Origin of the sequence: Streptomyces sp. NPDC052042, from assembly GCF_044548345.1 — a bacterium.
Classification (GTDB): domain Bacteria; phylum Actinomycetota; class Actinomycetes; order Streptomycetales; family Streptomycetaceae; genus Streptomyces.
The window spans coordinates 1-2,682 of the sequence record NZ_JBIUBU010000077.1 but is presented as its reverse complement, the minus strand read 5'-3'; the positions used below and the strand labels follow the sequence as shown (position 1 = coordinate 2,682).

The following is a 2,682-nucleotide window of genomic DNA, read 5'->3' as shown; positions in this document are numbered from 1 at the left end:
GGGATATCCGCTGGTCTGCCCAGCTTTTCCACGGTTGCGCTCCGGTCGGGCCTTGGCGGGCGGGGTGGTCAGGGGCGTCAGGCCGTCTCGGGTGGGGCGTGGACGGTGACGAACAGCTGTGTCCAGGCGTGCTGCCAGCGCCAGTTGAGCGGTAGGTACAGGGTGATACGACGTGCGGAGCGGGCGATCCGGGCGGGGACACGGACGAGGTGGGCGCGGAGGGTGGCGGTGGCGGCCTTGGCGTGGAAGGCGGAGGCCAGGGCTCCGGCGGCCCGCAGCAGGTTGTAGGTCATCGCCCACAGGGTCAGCCAGGCGGCGTTGGCATGGAAGTGTCCCGAGGGCAGGTGAGCCAGGGCGGAGGCTTTGCTGTCGGCGATGACCTGCTCGACGACGGCGTGGTGGCGGTGTTCCCGCTCGGCCTGGAGGGTCTGGGCGGGGGTGTCGGTGAAGAAGGGGTGGTAGCGCCAGACGGGGAACAACTCGCCCTGCTCGCCGACGGTGGCGGGTTTGGCCAGGTCACGGACTCGGCGCACGATCAGCCGGGCGGTGACCCGCTCGACCTTCTTGCGGCTGGCGAACGCGGTGTATTGGGGTATCTCGGCGACTTCGGCGTCCGAGATGAGCTCGCCCGTTTCGGGATCGGGCACGGCGGTGGGGTAGGTGATCTGCTGCCATGCCTCGTCCGGGATGGCCAGGACGGCCCGTTTGATGGAGGGGTTCATGCCGCAGGTGATTGAGAAGCGGGCGCCGGCCCGGCGGCAGGCGGCGATCACCCCGGCGTTGTAGAACTGGGAGTCAGCGCGCAGGATGCGCAGGCCGGTGCAGCCGGCCTCGGCCGCGGTGGCCAGGGCCTCGCTGACGAATTTCGGGGCGCCCCGGGAGTCGGCTGCCTTGCCGCGGCGCAGCCGCACGGTGGCGATCACCGGCCGGGAGGCGGGGGTGCAGATCGTGGCGAGCAGGGGGTGCAGGGTGCGAATGCCCTTGAACCGGCCGTACTCGGCGCCCTGCTTGGTGTGGCCGTAGACGCGTTTGTGGGTGGAGTCGACATCGATGAACGCCGTCTCGCCGGCACCCGGCAGCAGCGGTGTGTGCGCGGCCAGTGCGCCCAGGAACCTGCGTTGCACGGCATGGAGCTGGAGCGCGTGACCGTGGGTGAACGCACGCAGGAACGTGCCCAGCGTGGAGGGGGCACGGATCCTATCGAACAGGACCGGCATCGCACCGTGTCGCAGGACGTCCAAGCCGTCGATGCTGTCCGCGCCTGCGGCCATCCCGGCCACGATGCTGGTGACCTTGGCGTCCGCTGCGGCACCCGCGCCGTTCTTTGCCCCGCCAAGCTTCACCTTCTCCGCCGTCAGACGGGCAAGCCCACACCTCTCGGCCAGCCGCATCACCGGGACCAGCCCGGCGTACGCGACCAGATTCGCGTCATCGAACGCGGCGGACACCGCCGAAGCGGCATGGGAAGATTGCATCTCGCGGGTGCTCTCTTGCTCTGTGGATATGGAACCGTAGGAAGTCCCATCGTCCCAACTCAGAGGGCATCCGCGTTTTCATGCCCAAGCCCTGGACCGGCTATGTGGATCGAGGCTGAGCCAGATCAGCGAGCTCGGTGTCCGGGTTGAGCACGGCGCCGATCTCCGGCGGCAGTGGGCGCTGGGCCAGCTCGACCCGGCCGAGCCGCTCGCCGGTGAGCTGCGCATATGATCACGCGTATGCAGCCCGTGGACCGAAGGGCTGCACCGAGTGAGATGACAGGACGATGTGGCCGCGAGTCAACGGTATGCGTGCGCTGGAACTGGGCTTGCCTGGTGACATGCGGGACATGCTCAATTCCTTGGTTCTGACAGGGGCCAAGACCGCCACGACCTGTCTGCTCGACGAGTACGCCGAAGAGGCCGAAGGCCTGGAGTACGTCGGTGAGCGGCAGGCTCTCCTGGACAACGAGGGCCGGTGCGTCGCCACCCTGGAGTTCATCAGCGTAGAGGTGAAGCCCTTTGGCGACGTCACCTGGGAGCATGCCAGGGCCGAGGGTGAAGGTGACGTGTCTCTTGAGGCCTGGTGCGATGTGCACCGGCGCTTCTGGGACCGTGCGGGCACTCCGGTCGGTGATCACACCGTCGTCGTCTGTCTGGCCTTCCGGGTGGTAGAAGACAGCTGATTGCCCAGTCCGCGCCTGTGGCGCCCTCCCCAGTTGAACCACGTTGCGCTCGCCGCCCACCTGGCCGAAGCCGACGTTGTGAGCAGACACTGCGGTGGACACGGACTGAGACGCCCCGTTGCGCCTGTGTTTCCCGGCACCGGACTTGGTTGCGGCGGACTGAAGTCGGCGGCGCAGGGCAGCCAGCAGCCAGCTGCGGAGAATTCTGCGGCGCGGGCCTGGCCGACGCCGCTGAAGCCCCACCACCACACCAGGTGACGGAACCGATCCGTCACGCCCCGTCCGGGCCGGCTGACGCCGCCCCGGTCAACCTCACGTTCTTGGCCACCAGCCGCGCAAGCCCGCACCGCTCGGCCAGCCACATCACCGGGACCAGCCCGGCATATGCGATGAGATTCGGTTCATCGAACGCGGCGGAGACCGCTGCAGGGGGGTGGGAAACCTGCATCTCGGAAGTGCCTTGCCGATCCAGCGTGCTGGAAGCCTGAAGAACTCCCATCACCGCAGGTCACAAGGCACTT

3 protein-coding genes are annotated in these 2,682 nt (G+C 68.3%); 1 reads left to right on the top strand and 2 read right to left on the bottom strand.

Features of this window, described 5'->3' with window-relative positions; genetic code table 11:
• Positions 1-77: 77 nt before the first annotated feature.
• Positions 78-1,475: an IS1380 family transposase gene (locus tag ACIHCL_RS36915; protein WP_399868927.1), complete on the bottom strand. Its 1,398-nt coding sequence runs from the start codon at positions 1,473-1,475 to the stop codon at positions 78-80.
• A gap of 308 nt (positions 1,476-1,783) precedes the next feature.
• On the opposite strand from ACIHCL_RS36915, the gene ACIHCL_RS36910 reads away from it, so the two are divergent.
• Positions 1,784-2,161 carry an ASCH domain-containing protein gene (locus ACIHCL_RS36910; RefSeq protein ID WP_392264391.1) on the top strand — a complete coding sequence of 126 codons (378 nt, stop codon included), beginning with the start codon at positions 1,784-1,786 and terminating at the stop codon, positions 2,159-2,161.
• Between the two features lie 271 nt (positions 2,162-2,432).
• On the opposite strand, the gene ACIHCL_RS36905 is transcribed toward ACIHCL_RS36910, so the two are convergent.
• Positions 2,433-2,660, bottom strand: a complete 228-nt coding sequence (locus ACIHCL_RS36905) for a hypothetical protein (protein WP_399868928.1) — start codon at positions 2,658-2,660, stop codon at positions 2,433-2,435.
• Positions 2,661-2,682: the final 22 nt, after the last annotated feature.